The following is a 16,603-nucleotide window of genomic DNA, read 5'->3' on the forward strand; positions in this document are numbered from 1 at the left end:
ATCGAGGACGTCGAACCATCCCCGCTGCGGCGCGCGCCCTACAGCGATCGTCATGAGAGCGGCTTCATGAAGCGTTACACGCGCACTGTACGGGTAACGCGCGGCTGGCGGCGAGCCCTGGGGCAATTTCCAGCGCGACCAAGGAGCGAATGAGTAGATGTACTCAGGCCAACAGCAGCCGGTGCGCCGGTTCGCCAGAGTGGGGCCTGCTTGAAACCCTGCTCCTGTGTTTGTAATTGAGCTCTCGTTGAAGCTGAGCCCGATGCCCGTCGCGGTCCAGCGCAAGGAGCAAAGCGCCGCGCAGGATCTCTACAACCAGATCAAACAGGCCATGGAGTCCGGCCAGCCCCGCCTGCTGGAGCTGACCTGCGAAAAAGAAGAGAGCAAGCGCATCAGCCTGCTGACCAGTGAGGTCGTGGCCGTTCAGACCTACGAAAAATCCAGCCTCGGTGGCGGCAGCAAGCGCCCTGGCTTCAGCTTCGATGGCTGAGGCAGGCGGAGGGCAGCCCGCTCTCCTGGCCGATCGCCTGGGTTTCACCTGGCCGACCGGCCATCGCGCCCTCAACCACTGCAGCTTCTCCATTCCTCGCCCGGGCCTCTGGATGCTGGTGGGCGGCAATGGCTGCGGCAAAAGCACGCTGCTGCGCTTGATCGCCGGCCTGCTGGAGCCAAGCGAGGGCCAACTGCAGCGCCCCCTCAAGCCGGCCTTGGTGTTCCAAAACCCCGATCACCAGCTGCTGCTGCCCAGCTGCGGCAGCGACATCGAGCTCTCGCTCCCCAGCCATCTGCCGAGCAGCGAACGGCTGGAGCGCGTCACCCATGCCCTCCAGCAGGTGGGCCTTGGGGGCTTTCGCCAACGCCCCATCCACAGCCTCAGTGGCGGTCAAAAGCAACGCCTGGCGATCGCCGGAGCGCTGGCGAGCGATGCCCAGCTGCTGCTGCTCGACGAGCCCACCGCCCTACTCGATGAGACCAGCCAACAGGAAGTCATCAACCTGATCCATCAGCTCTGCCACCGCGCCGAGCAACCCATCACCGCCCTCTGGATCACCCACCGACTGGAGGAACTGAACTGGTGCGACGGTGCCGCGCTGATGGAACGGGGCAGCATCGGCCCCTGGCAAGCCGGCACAACCCTCCAGACCCAGCTCAGGCCCCTTGCGACGAGGAAGGGCTGAAAGGTATGTTCTTCGGGTCCCGACAGGGATCATTCCTCGGTAGCTCAGCGGTAGAGCGGTCGACTGTTAATCGATTGGTCGCAGGTTCGAATCCCGCCCGGGGAGTTTCTCAAAGCCCCAGCCCCATGGCTGGGGCTTTTTGCTGGCCATTGATCTCAAGCCAGCAATCGCTTCACAACAAACGACCCGGAATCGCAACCCGAAAGACGAAAGAAAAGCTGAAGATTCAGACCCGAGCGATCAGAGGCGATTCGCCCAGATCCGTCTCCAGCACTGAAGCCAGCTGGCCGAGAGGCCAAAGCCAAGGCGAAGCAATGTTGTGCAGAAGCACAAAAAGCCGCGGAGAATACCGACGGTGAACTTCGGCCCTTCACTGCAACCGCGACCCCGTTTACCGAGGAGCCAGTCATGAAGCCCTGCATCCTGCTGATCGAAGACGACGGCGACATGCGCGAGCTTGTGGCCGGACACCTGGAGCACAGCGGCTTCGACGTGCAGCGGGCCGAGGACGGCATCAAAGGCCAAGCACTGGCCCTGCAGTACACCCCCGATCTGGTCCTGCTGGATCTGATGCTGCCCAAGGTCGACGGGCTGACCCTCTGCCAGCGACTCCGGCGCGATGAGCGCACCTCCCGCATCCCGGTGCTGATGCTCACCGCCCTAGGGAGCACCAAAGACAAGGTCAGCGGCTTCAACTCCGGTGCAGACGACTACCTCGCGAAGCCGTTTGACCTCGAAGAGCTCCTGGTGCGGATCAAAGCGCTCCTGCGCCGCTCCGATCGCGCGCCGCTCTCGACCAAGCACAACGAAATCCTCAACTACGGCTGCCTGACACTCGTCCCCGAGCGCTTTGAGGCGATCTGGTTTGACGAGCCCGTGCGGCTGACGCACCTGGAGTTCGAACTGCTCCACTGCCTGCTGCAGCGCCATGGCCAGACCGTGGCCCCCTCACTGATTCTCAAAGAGGTCTGGGGCTACGAGCCCGACGACGACATCGAAACGATCCGCGTCCACGTGCGTCACCTGCGCACCAAGCTCGAGCCCGATCCCCGCAAACCTCGCTTCATCAAGACCGTCTACGGCGCTGGCTACTGCCTAGAGCTCCCCAGCGGAGACCATCAAGAGGAGCTGGCCCAACTGGTGCAGCAGGCCCGCGACAACCGGCGCACCGCCGCTTAAAGCGACAGCAACGCCACCTCCCAGGCCAAGCGCGGTTGCACGTAACTGCGCAGCTGCCCCCTGAGCTGCTCCAGGCGCTTCAGGGGGACTGAATCCTGGCGTTGACGCCAGAGACGCAGCTGCCACCAGTTCAACAACCAGAGCTGCTGCTCCACATCCAGCGCCTCACACAGGTCCCGGGCCAAGGAGAGGGCCACCAGCGGGGTCTGCGCTGCATCGCCGCCTGAAAAAGCGCTGCAACGCTCGGCCAAGCCCTCCGGCAAGGCCTGCCATTGGGCCCGTTGCTCCAGCAGGGCACCGGGGGAGCCGGCCGCGAGTTCCAGCAGCTCCGGCGGGTCACCGGCCTGGGCCATTCCCCCGTGGCCATGGCGCTGCAGCACCGCCTCCAGCAATTGGGGTTCAAGCCGCGCGAAGGCGATCGACTGGCAGCGGGAGCGAATCGTGCTGAGCAGCCGATCCGGAGAGGCCGTCAGCAGGATCAACATCCCGTCGCCGGGCTCCTCCAGGGTCTTCAGCAGGGCATTGGCCGCGCCCTCGGCCATCGCCTCCACGGTCTCCATCACCACCAGGCAGCGGGGGGACTCCACCGGCCGGCGGGCCAAAAACTGCGACACGGCCCGGACCTGCTCCAGGCGCAACTGGGGGGGCGCCTTGCGGCTCACGCCGGCGGCCTCCGCCTGGGATGCCGGCACCAGCTGACCCTTGTCGGAGTAGGTGGGCTCCACCCACAGCAAATCGGGATGGTTGCCGTCCTGCAGCCGACGCCTCACCGAGGGGGAGCCATCCAGCCCAGCAATCACTCCCTCCAGGAAGCGCAATGCCGCCAGACGACGACCCACTCCGTCGGGACCGCAAAAGAGATAGGCCGGAGCCAGGCGCTGGTGCTGCAGTCCCGCAGTCAGTAGGGCCACCGCCTGGGGCTGCCCCAGCAGATCCTCAAACAGCTCAGCCATCGCTGGCGCAGGCGGCGTGGATGGCGGCCTGCAGGGCTGCGCTGACCGCCTCTGGCGATTGGCTGGCCTCAATGCGGCACCAACCGTATTGCTGGGCCAAGGCCGTGAAACCAGCACAGACCCGGGCCAGGAAGGCCTCGCCGCTGGCTTCGATGCGATCGGCCGGGCGATGGCCTCGGCGGCGCAGGGACTCCGCCAAGGGGATCTCCAGAAGGACCGTGAGATCGGGTTCCAGCCCGGCGGTCGCGATTCCAGCCAGCTGCTCAATCAACGCCAAGGAGAGGCCGCGGCCGTAGCCCTGATAGGCCGCCGTCGACCCCACAAAGCGATCGCTCAGCACCCAGTGGCCGGCCTCCAGGGCCGGAGCGATGCGCTGCTGAACGTGCTGGGCGCGATCGGCCGCGTACAGGAGCAACTCCGCCGTGGACTCGGGGGCGGCGTCCCCAGGCGGATGCAGCAGCAGTTGGCGCAGGGCCTGGCCCAAGGCCGTGCCACCTGGCTCCCGGGTCACCAGCAACTGCGCCCCCTCGGGCATCAAGCCGCTGCTGGGCAACCACTGCTTCAGGGCTTCGATCTGGGTGGTCTTGCCACAGCCGTCGATGCCCTCCAGGACCAGAAAACGACCCCGCCTAGTCATGGCGCCCCAACAACAGTGCGTTCACGACAACAGTGATTGAGCTCATCGCCATCAACAGAGCTGCCAGCGGGGGTGACAGCACGACGCCAAAGCCTGGCAGGAGCACCCCGGCGGCGATGGGCAACACCACCAGGTTGTAGCCAAAGGCCCAAATCAGGTTCTGCCGCACCTTGGCCATGGTCTGACGCGCGAGCCGCAGCGCCATCGGGATGGCCTCCAGGCGTTCGCCGAGCACCACCAAATCAGCGGTATCGATGGCGATCTGGGTTCCCGTTCCAACGGCAATACCCAGGTCCGCCGCGGCCAAGGCCGGTGCGTCATTGATGCCATCGCCCACCATCCCCACCGGTCCGCTCGAGGCCCCGCGCGCCTGATCGATCCGCTCCAGCTTCTGCTGCGGCAGCAGTTCCCAGGCCAACTCCTCTTGCGGCAAGCCCAACTGGCTGGCCAGGTGCCGCACAGGCGCCTGGCGGTCGCCGCTCAACAACCCCAACCGCAGTCCCATGGAGCGCAGCTGGGCCAGGGCCTCTGGAGCATCCCCACGCGGCTGATCATCAATGGCGATCAGGCCCTGCAACTGGCTCGTGGCAACAGCCACAACCGTCGCGCCCTGCTCTTCCTGCGCGCTCCACCACAGCCGATGCTCCTCGGCCATCTCCACTCCCTCCTGGAGCAACCAGGCCGGTCGTCCCACCCGAGCCAGGCCATGGCCCGTGACCTGGGCTTGCACGCCATCGCCAGCCAGGGTGCTGGCTTCGCTCACCTCGAGCAGCGCGAGCTCCAGCTGCTGCGCCCGCTGCAGCAGGGCATGGGCCAGAGGGTGACGGGTCTGCGCCTCCAGGCTGGCCGCCAGCTGAATCAGGGTCGATTCGCTGCCGCCAGGGTCAGCCAGCATCACGGCCCGCACCGTGGGGCGACCGACCGTCAGGGTCCCCGTCTTGTCAAAGAAGAGCGTGCCCAGACGGGAGGCCGCCTCGATCACATCGCCACCGCGAAACAGCACCCCGGAACGGGCGGCCCGGCCACTCCCCACGGTGATGGCCGTTGGCGTCGCCAGTCCCAAGGCGCAAGGGCAGGCCACCACCAGGACCGCGATGCTGAGCTGAAGTCCCAGGACAAACGGTGTTTCAGCCGCCAAGCCCAGGCTGCGGTGCCCGCCGTGCTGGTGGAGTGCCGGTGCAGCGCTCAAGACCTGCGGCCAGAGCTGGGCGCCAATCAACCACCAGAACAGGAACGTGCCCAGGGCCAACAGCATCACCACGACGCTGAAGCGCCCCGCCACCCGATCGGTGAGGGTTTGAATCGGCGCCTTGCGGGCCTGAGCGCTTTCCACCAAAGCAATGATTCGCGCCACGGCGCTCTCGCGGCCGGGGCGCAGCACCTCAAGCTCCAGGGTCGCCTGCAGATTCAAGGAACCCGCCGCGAGCTCCTGACCGACACCCGCCAGCAACGGCAGGGGTTCACCGGTCAGGCTGGAGACATCCAAGCTCGACTGGCCCTCGAGCACGCGACTGTCCACCGGGACCCGATCCCCCGGCAGCAGCCGCAGGCGATCCCCCGGGCGCAGGGCGCCGACGCGCACCGGCTCGAGCCGCACCTGAGCGCCACTGCCCAAGACCAGCAGCGCCTGATCCGGTTGCAAACGGGCCAACTCCTGCAGCGCCCGTCCGGTGCGAAAGCGTGCCCGCTCCTCGAGGAAACGCCCCATCAAAACGAAGCCCAGCAGCATCACCGGCTCGTTGAAAAAGCACTGCCAGCCAACCGCCGGCCAGAGCAAGGCCACCAGGCTCGCGAGGTAGGCACTGCCCATCCCCAAGCCCACCAGGGTGTCCATTCCCGGGGCACCGGCCCAGGCCGAACGCCAACCCTGAACCAAGATCGGGCGCCCCGGCAGCAGCAGAGCCGCGGTCGCCACCAGCGCATGCAGGCGAATGTCCGCCAGGGGGGCAAGGGGCAGCTGACCGGCTTCCGCCAGGTGCCCGGAGACCGAGAACACGAGCAGCAGAAGCGCCACCATCAGCTGGCGCCAGCGCTGCCACCAACTGAACTGTTGCTGCCGCTGCGCCAGGCTCAAGGGCCGGTCCTCGTCATCGAGGCTCCGCAACGCGGCGGAGTAGCCCATCGCCGCCAGGGCCTCAATTAAGGGCTGGGCTGGTTCCTGGACGTCGGGGTCCAGTCCCACCCAGGCCGTCCGGTTGAGCAAATTCACGCTGGCCTGCCGCACTCCGGGTTGGGCCAGCAAGCGCTGTTCCACCGCGCGGACACAACCGCCGCACTTCATGCCCTCCACATCCAGCAAGAGCGGCGCCACCGGCTGGGCTGCTGGCTCGAGCTCTGGAGACACGAAGACACAGAGAGGAGCCCCAGGCTAGGGAGTTCTCACGGTTCTCCCCTGATCCGCAGGGCACAAGTCAGGATGGGGCGACGAAGCTCAGGTGCAAGCCGTGCCCCGCTCCCAGCGCAACGACAACTTCATCGACAAGAGCTTCACGGTGATGGCGGACCTGATCCTCAAGGTGCTGCCCACCAACCAACGGGCCAAAGAAGCGTTTGCGTACTACCGCGATGGCATGAGCGCCCAGGCGGACGGTGAATACGCCGAAGCGCTCGACAACTACGCCGAAGCGCTCAAGCTTGAGGAAGACCCCAACGACAAGGCCTTCATCCTCTACAACATGGCCCTGGTGTTTGCCAGCAATGGCGAGCACGAAAAGGCTCTCGAGCACTACGGCCAGGCCCTGGATCTCAACGGCAAGATGCCCCAGGCGCTGAACAACATGGCGGTGATTCACCACCACCTGGGCTCCATCGCCGAAGAGCAGGGCGAGAGGGATGAAGCCGATCGCCGCTTTGATCTGGCGGCGGACTTCTGGGGCAAGGCCATCCGCCTGGCGCCCAACAACTACATCGAAGCCCAGAACTGGCTCAAGACCAGCGGCCGCGGCAGCGTTGACGTCTACTTCTGAGTTGGCGTTGGGGAATTAAGCCCTGTCATCGGCGGGGTTCACCCCCAGGGCCGCCACCAGGGCTTCAGCGACGCTCCCCGCCTCGTGAAGCTGCAGGTCCAAGCCGGCCGCCAGCCGGCCCAAGCCGGAGCCCTTGGGGACCACAGCCCGGTTGAAGCCCAAGCGAGCCGCCTCCTGCAGGCGCTGCTCCAGCTGCCCCACGGGACGCAACTGGCCGCCCAGACCCAACTCACCCACCAGAACCGTGCCCGGCGGCAGGGTCAGATCGCGGTAGCTCGCCACCACAGCGGCCGCCACGCCCAGGTCAGCCGCGGGCTCCTCCACGTCCAAGCCACCGGCCACGGCCAAGTAGCAGTCGAAGCGGGAGAGGGGGAGCCCCAGGTGCTTCTCCAGGACCGCCAGGATCTGGTGGAGGCGGTTGGTGCCGATTCCTGTGGCGGTGCGGCGGGGGCTGGCGTAACTGGTGGTGCTGACCAGGGACTGCAGTTCCACCACCAGTGGCCGGGTGCCCTCGCAGGCCACGATCGTCGCCGTTCCGGCGCTGGGTTCATCGCTGCCCAAAAACAGCTCGCTGGGGTTGAGCACCTGGGCCAGGCCCTGGCCGCGCATCTCAAACACCCCCAATTCATGGGTTGCGCCAAAGCGGTTTTTCACCGCCCGCAGCAAGCGATGGCTGGCGAAACGATCCCCCTCAAAGGTCAGGACCGCATCCACCAGGTGCTCCAGCACCTTCGGCCCCGCCAACATGCCTTCTTTGGTGACATGGCCCACCAGCAACAGCGCCGTGTTCTGGCGCTTGGCGATCCGCGCTAGGGCGGCGGCACATTCCCGCACCTGGGCCACGGAGCCCGGGGCACTGCCCAGTTCGCCGTCGTGCAGTGCCTGGATGCTGTCGATCACAGCCACGGCCGGCCGCAGCGCCTCCAGCTCCTGCAGCACCAACTCCAGGTCTGTCTCCGCCAGGAGCTGCAGCCCACCAGGCCCCTCCTGCGGGGGCGGGAGCTCCCCTTGCTCCTCCGCCAGCCGGCGCCAGCGGAGCTTCACCTGCTGGGCCGACTCCTCCGCACTCACATAGAGAACGGAATGGCGGGCCGCCATCGCCTGGGCGCTCTGCAGCAGCAGCGTGCTCTTGCCGATGCCGGGGTCACCCCCCAACAGCACCAGGGAACCCGGCACCAACCCGCCGCCGAGAACGCGATCAAACTCGCTGTAGCCACTGGCCAGGCGCTGCAAGGGGCGATCGCCAACGGCCGCAATGGGCTCGGAGCGGCGCGGCGCGGCGGGGATTGGAGCATCGGCCTCGCTGGCCACCACCGGCCGGCGGCGACGGTTGTCGCTGGCGGGGGCGGACTGCTCCACCAGGCTGTTCCAGCTGCCGCAACTGGAGCAGCGGCCAAAAAACTGCCGGGTCTGGGCTCCGCAGCTCTGGCAGACGTAGGTGCTGGTGGTGCGTGCCACAGGGCTGAATCGGGCAGAGGGATGAAGACGGTGTATGACGAATGTGGGGTTTCGTCGATCACGAACCCCGCCAGACCTCTTCAGTAGGTCTAATCACTTAGTAATGGCCACCCAGACTGGCGCAATGACGGCCTCCTCCGCTCCAGCCAAGGAAACGATTCTGGTCGTGGATGACGAGGCGAGCATCCGCCGCATCCTGGAAACACGCCTCTCGATGATTGGCTACCAGGTGGTCACCGCCTGCGACGGCCAAGAGGCACTGGAGGCCTTCCGCAACACCAACCCGGACCTGGTGGTGCTGGACGTGATGATGCCCAAGCTGGACGGCTACGGCGTCTGCCAGGAACTGCGCAAGGAATCCGACGTTCCAATCGTGATGTTGACGGCCCTCGGGGACGTGGCCGACCGCATCACCGGCCTCGAGCTCGGTGCCGACGACTACGTCGTCAAACCCTTCAGCCCCAAGGAGCTCGAAGCCCGCATCCGCTGCGTGCTGCGCCGAATCGACAAGGAGGGGGCTGCCGGGATCCCCAATTCAGGCGTCATCCAAATCAACGAAATCCGGATTGACACCAACAAGCGTCAGGTGTTCCGCGGCGATGAGCGCATTCGCCTGACCGGCATGGAATTCAGCCTGCTGGAGCTGCTGGTGGGCCGCAGCGGCGAACCCTTCAGCCGCGGCGAAATCCTCAAGGAGGTCTGGGGCTATACCCCCGAGCGCCATGTCGATACCCGGGTGGTGGATGTTCATATCTCCCGGCTGCGCTCCAAACTGGAAGACGATCCGGCCAACCCCGAGCTGATCCTCACGGCTCGCGGCACCGGCTATCTGTTCCAACGCATCGTTGAAGCCGTTGCCCCAGAATCCAACTGACGCGACGGGCCAAGGCGCCTCAAACCGCCGAAACCGCCCGAAAGCCATACGGCGGCTGGTGATTTGGTATCGCCGCAATGCGGCCGTCACCAGCTTGGTGGGTTCAGCCTCCGCAGCCGGCACGGCAGCGGGCTCGATGGCGGGCTCCGTCGTCACCACGGCGGGAACGGCGGCTGGAGCGGCCGGTGCAGCCGCCAATACGGTGCTGCAGCCCCTGGTCTTTGACCCCCTCCGGCGCCTGCAGCAAGGCGTGGGTGGTGTGGATGGTGAAGCCATCAACGATGCCGATCGGCTCTGGGTCGCCGTCGATGGCATGGGCGGCGACTACGCCCCCGGTCCGATTCTCGAAGGCTGCCTGCGGGCTGTCCGCCTGCTGCCCGTACGGGTGAAGTTCGTGGCTGAAACCGCCGCTGTGGAGGCGGCCGTTGCCGAACTCGAGCTGGGCGAGGAACTGAGCGAAGCGCAACAAAAGGGCCTGCTTGAACTGGTGCCCAGTGGCCCTTCGGTGGGCATGAACGAAGAGGCCACGGTGGTGCGCAAGAAGCGTGACGCCAGCATCAACATGGCCATGGATCTGGTGAAGGCTGGAGAGGCCACGGCCGTCTACTCCGCCGGCAACTCCGGGGCGGTGATGGCCTCAGCCATCTTCCGGCTGGGACGGCTCAAGGGCATCGATCGCCCGGCCATTGGCGCCCTCTTCCCCACCAAAGATCCCGCTCAGCAGGTGCTGGTGCTCGATGTCGGCGCCAACATGGACGCCAAGCCCAGCTACCTGCACCAGTGGGCTCTCCTGGGGAACATCTACAGCCGCGATGTCCTGCAGGTCCAAGAGCCCCGCATCGGCCTGCTGAACATCGGCGAGGAGGAGTGCAAGGGCAACGACCAGGCCCTCAAGACCTATCCCCTGATGGCGGCTGAAACCCGCTTCCGCTTTGCCGGCAACTGCGAGGGCCGCGACGTCCTCTCCGGTGACTTTGATGTGGTCGTCTGCGACGGCTTCACCGGCAACGTGCTGCTGAAGTTCCTGGAGAGCGTGGGCAGTGTTCTGTTGGATGTGCTCAAGGCCGAGCTCCCCCGCGGCCGCCGCGGCAAGGTCGGCTCCGCCTTCTTGATGAGCAACCTGCGGCGGATCAAGAAACGCCTCGACCATGCTGAACACGGCGGCGCACTGCTCCTCGGGGTCAATGGGGTCTGCGTCATCGGCCACGGCAGCAGCAAAGCGCTCTCGGTGGTCAGCGCCCTGCGCATCGCCCATTCCGCTGCAAACCACGGCGTGATGGACGACCTGCACCGCCTCAGCGAAGCCGAAAACGAAACCATTGCCTGTGGTTGACTGACCCCCACCGTCTCGGGCCAGGCCATATGACCAGCGCTGCCAAAGCCGGGACCCCCTGGGGCATGGCCCTGGTGGGGTGCGGCAGTGCTGTGCCAGTGAACCGGGTTAGCAACGAACAACTCAGCACCCGAGTCGACACCAGCGACGAGTGGATCCGCACCCGCACGGGCATCGGCGCACGGCGCATCTGCAATGCCGATGAACCCCTGACCGTCATTGCGACGCGCGCAGCTGAGGCCGCCCTGGAGCATGCCGGTTGGCAACCGGAGGATCTGGACCTGATCCTGATGGCCACCTCCAGCCCCGACGATCTCTTTGGCACAGCCCCCCGGGTTCAAGGGGCCCTCGGCGCCAAAAACGCGGTGGCCTTTGACCTCACCGCCGCCTGCAGTGGCTTCCTCTTTGCCCTGATCACCGCCGGCCAATACCTGCGCAGCGGTGCCATGCGCCGGGCCCTGGTGATCGGCGCCGATCAGCTCAGCCGCTGGGTGGACTGGGACGACCGCACCACCTGCGTGCTCTTCGGTGATGCCGCCGCTGCCGTGGCCGTCGAAGCCTGCCCCGCCGACCAGGACGGCCTGCTGGGCTTCCAGATGCGCTCCGATGGCAGTCGCAATGGCTGCCTGACCCTCGCTCAGACCGACAGCCATCACCCGGTCCTCGACGGGGTCAGTGCCCAGCAGGGTGGCTTTGAGCCCCTGCGGATGAACGGCCAGGAGGTCTACAAGTTCGCCGTGCGCGAAGTCCCCGCCGTCCTGAAGGAGCTACTGGAGGACACCGGAACCGAAGCGGAGCAACTCAACTGGCTGCTGCTGCACCAGGCCAACCAGCGCATCCTCGATGCGGTGGCCGATCGCTTCAAGATTCCCCACGAGCGGGTGCTCAGCAACCTGAGCAACTACGGCAACACCTCTGCCGCCACCATTCCCCTGATGCTCGACGAGGCCGTCAAGGATGGCCGCGTTCAACCCGGTGACCTGATCGCCAGCAGTGGCTTTGGCGCTGGACTGAGCTGGGGCGGAGCCCTGTTGCGCTGGAAGGGCCCCGCGTAGGCTCCCCCGGTCACTTCAATGCGCGGCCATGGGTAACGCCTGGGTTTTCCCTGGACAGGGCTCTCAGAAGGTGGGCATGGCCGCGGGGGTCCTGGAACTCCCAGGAGCCAAGGAGCGTTTTGAGGCCGCATCCACCCTGCTGGGCCGCGACCTGCTGGCGATCTGCAACGGCGAAGCCGAGGGCGAGCTCAGCGATCTGGGCGACACCCGCAACACCCAGCCCGCCCTGTTTGTGGTGGAAAGCCTGCTGGTGGATGGCCTGAAGGCCCAGGGCCGCAGCGCCAACCTGGTGGCTGGCCACAGCCTCGGCGAACTGGTGGCCCTCTATGCGGCCGGCGTGTTCGATGCCGCAACGGGTATCCAGCTGATGAAGACCCGCAGCGAACTGATGGCCGCCGCCGGTGGCGGCGCAATGACCGCCGTCATGGGCTTTGACCGCGGCGAACTCGAAGCCCTGGTCAATGCCACCGAAGGCGTGGTGATTGCCAACGACAACAGCAGTGCCCAGGTGGTCCTCTCGGGCAGCCCTGAGGCCGTCAACAGCGTCAGCAGCCAGCTGAAGTGCAAGCGGGCGATCCCCCTGGCGGTCAGTGGCGCCTTCCACTCCCCCTTCATGGAGCAGGCCGCCTCGGCTTTCGCCGCCACCCTGGAGGAGGTCAGCTTCGCCGACGCCTCGATCCCGGTCCTGAGCAACACCGACCCCACCCCTGAGACCAGCGGTGCGGCGCTCAAGGCACGCCTGCGCAGCCAGATGACCACGGGGGTGCGCTGGCGCGAAACGATGGAGGCCATGACCGCCGCCGGCATCAGCACCGCCGTGGAGATCGGACCGGGGAACGTCCTCAGCGGCCTGATCAAACGCAGCACCGAAGGCATCACCAACGCGCAGATCGCCACCGCCGCCGACCTGGGGCTGTGAATCGCCCCGTCAAGGCGGTCAAACGCGTCCTCCGCCGCCGCAAACCCGCCGAACCACCGGCCCTGATCCGCACCCCGCGGCCGAGCCTCACCTACCGCCTGGTGAGCTATCTGCTGGTGTTCCCGATCTACCGGCTGCTCTTCCGCGGGCGCACCGCCGGCAACGCCCATGTGCCGATGGAAGGCGCCCTGGTGGTGGTGGCCAACCACGGCTCGCACCTCGATCCACCCCTGCTCGGGCATGCCCTGGGGCGCCCCGTGGCCTTCATGGCCAAGGCGGAACTGTTCAAGATTCCACTGCTGGGACCGATCATCCGCGCCTGCGGGGCCTATCCGGTCTCCCGCGGCGCCAGCGACCGCGAAGCCATCCGCACCGCCACCGATCGCCTCGATCAGGGCTGGGCCACCGGCGTTTTTATTGATGGCACCCGCCAGGCCGACGGCCGGGTCAACAACCCCCAGCCCGGTGCGGCCCTACTGGCCGCCCGCGCCGGCGTCCCCCTGCTGCCCGTCGCGATCATCAACAGTCACCGCGCCCTGGGCACCGGCTCACGCACGGCGCGCCTGCTACCCGTCCACATCCGCATTGGCACGCCGATCCCGCCGCCGGCCAGCCGTAAGCGGGCGGATCTCGATCAAGCGACAGCCGCCTGCCAGGCCCAGATCAATGCCCTGCTGGATCAAGGCCTGATCAGCGACCCCGCACTTCCTCCAGCAGCGGACCAAAACGCTCTGCCGCCCAGTCCCTAAGGTCCCGGCCACTCACCACCCAGAGGGCCGCCCGCAGCCCATCACCCCAGACCTTGCGCCAGTCCTCGGGGACACAGCGCTCACCGCAGGGCACGGCCAACGGCGTCAGCCCGATCCCGCGGCTCCCCGCCACAACGCGTCCCACCATCAGGGCCCGGTCCATGTGGTCACTGCTGGTCACCAGGACCACGTGGCGGATCTTGGAGCGCTTGAGGTCATCCACCACAGAGGTGAAGTTGCTCAGGGTGTCGGTGGCCCGGTAATCCAGCAGGACTCGCGTGTCATCGAGGCCGCGACCGCGGAATAACCAGTGGGCGTACTCCGGGTTGCTGCCGCCGCTGACCATCACCGGCAGGCCATCGCGCTTGGCGACCTCGGCCCCAACCCGCTCCCGCTCCACATCGCCGCCGAGCACCAGCACCAACTGCGGTGGGGGCAGCGCCGGGAAGACCAGTCCTCGGCTACTCCAAGCGACCGCGCACAAGGCCGCCAGCAGCAGCAGGCGCCGAGCCCTGCCGCGGCGACGGGGGCGACGGCGCCTCCTGCGCGGCCGGGATTCGGTCTGACGCTGGGCCTGGGTCATCCGCCCTCCACCGGGCTGGTGGGATAGAGCGGCAGCACCGTGCTCCAGGGCCCCGGCAATGCCGCTGCATGGGCCAGTCGCCCCAGGGTCAGCAGCTGCAGCACATCCGCCTCCGCCTCAACCTGGGCCTCGACGCCGCCCGGCCCGGCCTCATCGGGCTTAAACAGACGCGGTTCCACGCATTCGTCGATCCCCCCCAGGGCTGAGGCATCCAAGCGGTAGGCCCCCGCCACAATCCCCCGGCGCGGCAGGGTTTGCTGCAACCAGAACTGGGGCTGATCCGGCTGCAAGGCCCCGGCCGCCGCCAGGCGACGTGCGATCAGCAAAAAGCTGCTGAAACCGTGCAGGGGAATCTGCAGCTGCTGGGCCAAGGTGCGCGCCAGGACCACGGTGAGGCGTGTTCCGGTAAAGCCTCCGGGACCGGTGGCGACCACGATCCGAGCCAACTGAGGCCAACGCTCCGCGGGCAGCAGCTCCTCCACGCAGGGGAGCAAGGCATTGGAGAGCTGACGCCCCAAGGGGAAGCTGGCGCACTGGGGAGGCGCGCCCTCCTGCTGGAGATCGCAGAGACCGACCCCCAGGGTTTCGCTTGAGCTGTGCAACGCCAGCAGCAAGGAGGGTTCGCTCATGTGGGCAGCAACTCCCCAGGACAGAGCCGCTGCCAGCGGCCCCGCTCGAGCTCAAAACTGCCGCAGGCGCGCACGTCCCACTCAACGCCCACGTCCGTGGAGCCCAGCTCCCTGACCTGAACGTGAATCTTGGGTTCGCTGGGGACGAACTGCGGCGCTGCGCAGAGATGGGCAGCGCCGTGCTGACGCTCCACTGCGTGGTAGGCCTGGCACTGGTCGACCCAGCGGCAGTCCACGCAGATGCACATCTCCAGCGTCAGCGCAGATGGGCTCATTGTGCCCGGCTCTGGCGGTTCTGCAGCGGCAGTGGCCTGGAGTGTCCTGCGCGCTGAGGACTGGCCGGTCCCCCTCTCCGCCTTTCCCGCCGATGCCGCCTTGGTGGGGGGAGCGGTCCGCGATGCCCTGTTGAACCGCCTGGGTCCGGCCCCCGACCTCGACCTGGTGGTGGCGGACGGCGCCATCGCCCTCTGCAAGACGCTCAGCAAGCGCTTTGGCGGCAGTCCTGTGGTGCTGGACGCCGAGCGTGACATCGGCCGGCTGGTGATCCGCGGCTGGAGCGTGGATCTGGCGCGCCGCGAAGGCCAGAGCCTCGCTGACGACCTGCAGCGCCGGGACTACAGCGTCAATGCCATGGCCCTGCCGCTGGCCCAACGGGACCAGCTGGTGGACCCCCATGGGGGCCTGGAGCATCTGCAGCGCCGTCAGCTGGTGGCCCTGGCGGAACGCAACCTGCTGGATGACCCCCTGCGCCTGCTGCGGGGGGTCCGCCTGGCGAGCGAGCTGGAGTTTGAGCTGGATGACACCACCGCGGGTTGGATTCAGCGGCACAGGGAGCGCCTCAGCAGCGTGGCCGGGGAGCGCGTCCTGGCGGAACTGGAGAAGCTCTGCCAAAGCCCCCAGGGGCAGCAGGGACTGCAGCGCTGCCTGGATTGGGGGCTGCTGGCCCCCTGCCCTGCCCTGGCTCCCCTGACGCCGCTCACGGCCGAGCAGGCCTCAAGCAGGGGCCTCAGCGACCAGGAGTGCCAAGAGGCCTTGCCGTTGGCTCGCATGGCCGCGGTTCTGGATGGCCCAGGCCTGCAGCAGCTCAAGAGCAGCCGCAAGCTGCAACAGCGGGTGCAGCGCCTGCGCCATTGGCAGCAGCGGCTGGGGGCCCAAAACCCCGCGGAACACGCCGAAGCCCTCAAGGAAGCGGAGCGACTGCAACTCCACCGCGACCTCAGCAGCGATCTGCCGGCCCTGCTGCTGCACTGGCCCGCCCCAGCGGCCAAGGCCTGGCTGCGGCGCTGGCGCGACCCTGAGGACCGGCTTTTTCATCCAAGAGCGGCCATCAATGGTGATCAACTGCAGCAGGAATTAGGCCTGAAAGCCTCACCCCAACTGGGATCCCTACTGCAGTTCTTGATGCTGGAGCAGGCCTTTGGCCGCCTTGATGGCACCGCGGAAGCCCTCGAACGTGCGCGCCAATGGCTGGAGAGGGACACCCGCCGTGATTAACTTCACAGTGAAAGGCGTTATCAACGACCTGAATTCAGCCAGTTAGGGCACAGCATTACGCCGTAGGTCGCCGATTGAACTCCGCTGTCGGGTTCGGTGCAGCCGCTTCGTGATTCACCCCCGACCAGCCAGAACCAAAACCTTTTTCTTCTCTCTCTCGTCCCATGAGCGTTCGTCTTTACGTTGGCAACCTGCCCCAGAGCTTCGATAACAAGGAGCTCGAGGCTCTGTTCTCCAGCGTTGGTGAAGGCGTCCGCTTCAAGGCTGTTCAGGACCGTGAAACCGGCGCTGGCCGCGGTTTCGGTTTCGCCAACGTCAACGACGAGAAGGTCGCTGATGCGGTGATCGAGCAGCTCAATGGCCGTGAGTTCGGCGGTAATGCCCTGCGCATCGAGCGCTCCGAGCGCCGCGACGACCGCCGTGGTGGCAACGATCGCCGTCCCGGTGGCGGCGCTGGCCCCGCCGTGGCCCGCAAGGCCGTCAACAAGGTCGTCCACCGCGACTCCGTGGAAGAGGGTGCTCCCGACCCCCGCTGGGCTGGCGAACTGGCCAAGCTCAAGGGTCTGCTGGACAACCAAAAGGCTGCGGTCTGATTG

At 66.9% G+C, this 16,603-nt stretch carries 18 protein-coding genes and 1 tRNA gene; 12 read left to right on the forward strand and 7 right to left on the reverse strand.

The genetic code is table 11. The features are described 5' to 3' along the window. The first annotated feature begins 262 nt into the window (after window positions 1-262). The 4 genes from QZ189_RS04660 (at window position 263) to QZ189_RS04675 (ending at window position 2,357) form a co-directional block, all read left to right on the forward strand. Window positions 263-490: a hypothetical protein gene (locus QZ189_RS04660; protein WP_247476922.1), complete on the forward strand. Its 228-nt coding sequence runs from the start codon at window positions 263-265 to the stop codon at window positions 488-490. Next, window positions 483-1,178, forward strand: a complete 696-nt coding sequence (locus QZ189_RS04665; RefSeq protein ID WP_296421113.1) for an ABC transporter ATP-binding protein — start codon at window positions 483-485, stop codon at window positions 1,176-1,178. Before QZ189_RS04660 ends, QZ189_RS04665 begins: the two co-directional genes overlap by 8 nt. A 33-nt stretch (window positions 1,179-1,211) precedes the next feature. Next, window positions 1,212-1,283: transfer RNA gene (locus tag QZ189_RS04670), tRNA-Asn, on the forward strand. A 303-nt stretch (window positions 1,284-1,586) separates the two neighbouring features. Then, window positions 1,587-2,357, forward strand: a complete 771-nt coding sequence (locus QZ189_RS04675; RefSeq protein WP_010313292.1) for a response regulator transcription factor — start codon at window positions 1,587-1,589, stop codon at window positions 2,355-2,357. Here QZ189_RS04675 and QZ189_RS04680 read toward each other — a convergent pair. The 3 genes from QZ189_RS04680 to QZ189_RS04690 are packed head-to-tail and all read right to left on the reverse strand — an operon-like array spanning window position 2,354 to window position 6,291. Further along, the gene (locus QZ189_RS04680; protein WP_296416215.1) at window positions 2,354-3,310 is read right to left on the reverse strand and encodes a DNA polymerase III subunit delta'; all 957 of its coding nucleotides are present in this window, start codon (window positions 3,308-3,310) and stop codon (window positions 2,354-2,356) included. The genes QZ189_RS04675 and QZ189_RS04680 overlap by 4 nt on opposite strands. Further along, complete coding sequence (gene tmk / locus QZ189_RS04685; protein WP_010313296.1) at window positions 3,303-3,947, reverse strand: dTMP kinase; 645 nt, start codon at window positions 3,945-3,947, stop codon at window positions 3,303-3,305. Before tmk ends, QZ189_RS04680 begins: the two co-directional genes overlap by 8 nt. Then, window positions 3,940-6,291, reverse strand: coding sequence for a cation-translocating P-type ATPase (locus QZ189_RS04690; RefSeq protein ID WP_296421116.1), 2,352 nt, complete (start codon window positions 6,289-6,291; stop codon window positions 3,940-3,942). Before QZ189_RS04690 ends, tmk begins: the two co-directional genes overlap by 8 nt. 100 nt (window positions 6,292-6,391) lie before the next feature. On the opposite strand from QZ189_RS04690, the gene QZ189_RS04695 reads away from it, so the two are divergent. Continuing rightward, window positions 6,392-6,913 (forward strand): photosystem I assembly protein Ycf3, encoded by a 522-nt coding sequence (locus QZ189_RS04695; protein WP_010313302.1) that lies wholly within the window; start codon window positions 6,392-6,394, stop codon window positions 6,911-6,913. A gap of 15 nt (window positions 6,914-6,928) precedes the next feature. On the opposite strand, the gene radA is transcribed toward QZ189_RS04695, so the two are convergent. After that, window positions 6,929-8,371 carry a DNA repair protein RadA gene (radA, locus tag QZ189_RS04700; RefSeq protein WP_010313304.1) on the reverse strand — a complete coding sequence of 481 codons (1,443 nt, stop codon included), beginning with the start codon at window positions 8,369-8,371 and terminating at the stop codon, window positions 6,929-6,931. 124 nt (window positions 8,372-8,495) lie between these two features. Between radA and rpaB the strand changes: the two genes are divergently transcribed. The 5 genes from rpaB (at window position 8,496) to QZ189_RS04725 (ending at window position 13,301) form a co-directional block, all read left to right on the forward strand. Next, window positions 8,496-9,245, forward strand: coding sequence for a response regulator transcription factor RpaB (gene rpaB / locus QZ189_RS04705; protein WP_247476915.1), 750 nt, complete (start codon window positions 8,496-8,498; stop codon window positions 9,243-9,245). Next, window positions 9,226-10,578 carry a phosphate acyltransferase PlsX gene (gene plsX, locus QZ189_RS04710; protein WP_296416213.1) on the forward strand — a complete coding sequence of 451 codons (1,353 nt, stop codon included), beginning with the start codon at window positions 9,226-9,228 and terminating at the stop codon, window positions 10,576-10,578. Before rpaB ends, plsX begins: the two co-directional genes overlap by 20 nt. Before the next feature lie 29 nt (window positions 10,579-10,607). Continuing rightward, entirely contained in the window at window positions 10,608-11,633 is a 1,026-nt protein-coding gene (locus QZ189_RS04715; protein WP_247476912.1) for a beta-ketoacyl-ACP synthase III, read from the forward strand. Between the two features lie 28 nt (window positions 11,634-11,661). Continuing rightward, window positions 11,662-12,552 carry an ACP S-malonyltransferase gene (gene fabD / locus QZ189_RS04720; RefSeq protein WP_296416212.1) on the forward strand — a complete coding sequence of 297 codons (891 nt, stop codon included), beginning with the start codon at window positions 11,662-11,664 and terminating at the stop codon, window positions 12,550-12,552. Between the two features lie 62 nt (window positions 12,553-12,614). Continuing rightward, window positions 12,615-13,301, forward strand: a complete 687-nt coding sequence (locus QZ189_RS04725; protein WP_156797711.1) for a lysophospholipid acyltransferase family protein — start codon at window positions 12,615-12,617, stop codon at window positions 13,299-13,301. Here QZ189_RS04725 and QZ189_RS04730 read toward each other — a convergent pair. From QZ189_RS04730 to QZ189_RS04740, 3 genes are read right to left on the reverse strand one after another with little or no spacing between them, the layout of a single operon-like run. Then, entirely contained in the window at window positions 13,243-13,884 is a 642-nt protein-coding gene (locus QZ189_RS04730) for a YdcF family protein (protein ID WP_010313315.1), read from the reverse strand. The genes QZ189_RS04725 and QZ189_RS04730 overlap by 59 nt on opposite strands. Continuing rightward, window positions 13,881-14,513 carry a tRNA (adenosine(37)-N6)-threonylcarbamoyltransferase complex dimerization subunit type 1 TsaB gene (gene tsaB, locus QZ189_RS04735; protein ID WP_296421117.1) on the reverse strand — a complete coding sequence of 211 codons (633 nt, stop codon included), beginning with the start codon at window positions 14,511-14,513 and terminating at the stop codon, window positions 13,881-13,883. The genes QZ189_RS04730 and tsaB overlap by 4 nt, the downstream gene beginning before the upstream one ends. After that, complete coding sequence (locus QZ189_RS04740) at window positions 14,510-14,761, reverse strand: Ycf34 family protein (RefSeq protein WP_296416209.1); 252 nt, start codon at window positions 14,759-14,761, stop codon at window positions 14,510-14,512. Before QZ189_RS04740 ends, tsaB begins: the two co-directional genes overlap by 4 nt. Here QZ189_RS04740 and QZ189_RS04745 point away from each other — a divergent pair. Together QZ189_RS04745 and QZ189_RS04750 are read left to right on the forward strand one after the other, a co-directional pair. Beyond that, window positions 14,754-16,007, forward strand: a complete 1,254-nt coding sequence (locus tag QZ189_RS04745; protein ID WP_296421118.1) for a CCA tRNA nucleotidyltransferase — start codon at window positions 14,754-14,756, stop codon at window positions 16,005-16,007. The two genes, QZ189_RS04740 and QZ189_RS04745, sit on opposite strands and share 8 nt — an antisense overlap. Before the next feature lie 164 nt (window positions 16,008-16,171). After that, entirely contained in the window at window positions 16,172-16,600 is a 429-nt protein-coding gene (locus QZ189_RS04750) for an RNA-binding protein (protein ID WP_296416207.1), read from the forward strand. Window positions 16,601-16,603: the final 3 nt, after the last annotated feature.

It is taken from the genome of Vulcanococcus sp. CPBay_Sum15L08_68, from assembly GCF_017855895.1.
Taxonomy (GTDB): domain Bacteria; phylum Cyanobacteriota; class Cyanobacteriia; order PCC-6307; family Cyanobiaceae; genus Vulcanococcus.